The 820-nt window shown below is 66.2% G+C and carries 2 protein-coding genes; both read left to right on the forward strand.

What is annotated here, in order from left to right:
* A partial coding sequence (locus tag AC1DTN_RS37540; RefSeq protein WP_477925191.1) for a hypothetical protein occupies nucleotides 1-403 on the forward strand: 403 nt, incomplete at its 5' end.
* Nucleotides 404-486: 83 nt separating this feature from the next.
* Nucleotides 487-820 (forward strand): TlpA disulfide reductase family protein (locus tag AC1DTN_RS37545; RefSeq protein WP_477925192.1); only part of this gene is annotated, 334 nt, incomplete at its 3' end.

An 820-nucleotide genomic window follows, 5' to 3' on the forward strand; every position in this document is an offset into this window, starting at 1 on the left:
CATCGTGGGCGCCTACTATTACCAGGCCGTGAGCGAGAATTTCGACGTCTTCATCAACGGCCAATTCCAGGCCGCGGTGAGTCAGAAGCTGAACCAGACGGGCGCCGACTTCCGCCCCGGCAACCTGGCCACCGTGAGCTTCGGCGCGCGTTACGAGGCCAACTCCGACGTCGTGCCGCAACTGCAGGTGAACATCACGCGCAAGGGGCATGACCAGGGCGCCCTCGCCGACACCGCCAACTCGGCGGGCACGGCGGTCTACCTGAGCCCGGGMGTCACGGTCAATGTCGGCCACGGCACCAACGTCTATGCCTTCGTGCAGTTGCCTGTCTACAGAAACTTGCAGGGCTACCAGCTGTCTCCGCGCTACGCCGCATCCGTCGGCATCACGCACGCATTCTGAGCATGGGGAGCCGTGTCGAAGCCGGGGAGCTTTCGCAGCGGCGCCCAGTCCAATCGAACCACAAGGAAACGGGAGCAAGCGCCATGGCGCACGATTTCAGCCGCAACTCAACGAAGCAGTCTCGTCCGGTGCCAGTCCGCAAGAGCCGCCGCGCCCTGCTGAAGGCAGGCACAGGACTGGCCCTTGCAAGTGCCGCCGGGCTGGCCGCCTTGCCGGCGCGGGCGAACGACCTCAAGCTGGGCCAACCGGCCCCGCCGCTGGTGTTGAACACGCTCGACGGCCGCAGCATCGCCACGCGCGATCTGAAGGGCCAAGTGGTCATCGCCACCTTCTGGGCGACCTGGTGTGCGCCTTGCCGCGAGGAGTTGCCTTTGCTCTCGGCCTTTGCCGAACGCCATGCGGCGCAAGGCCTCCAGG

Source organism: Rhizobium sp. 01T444, from assembly GCF_056398305.1.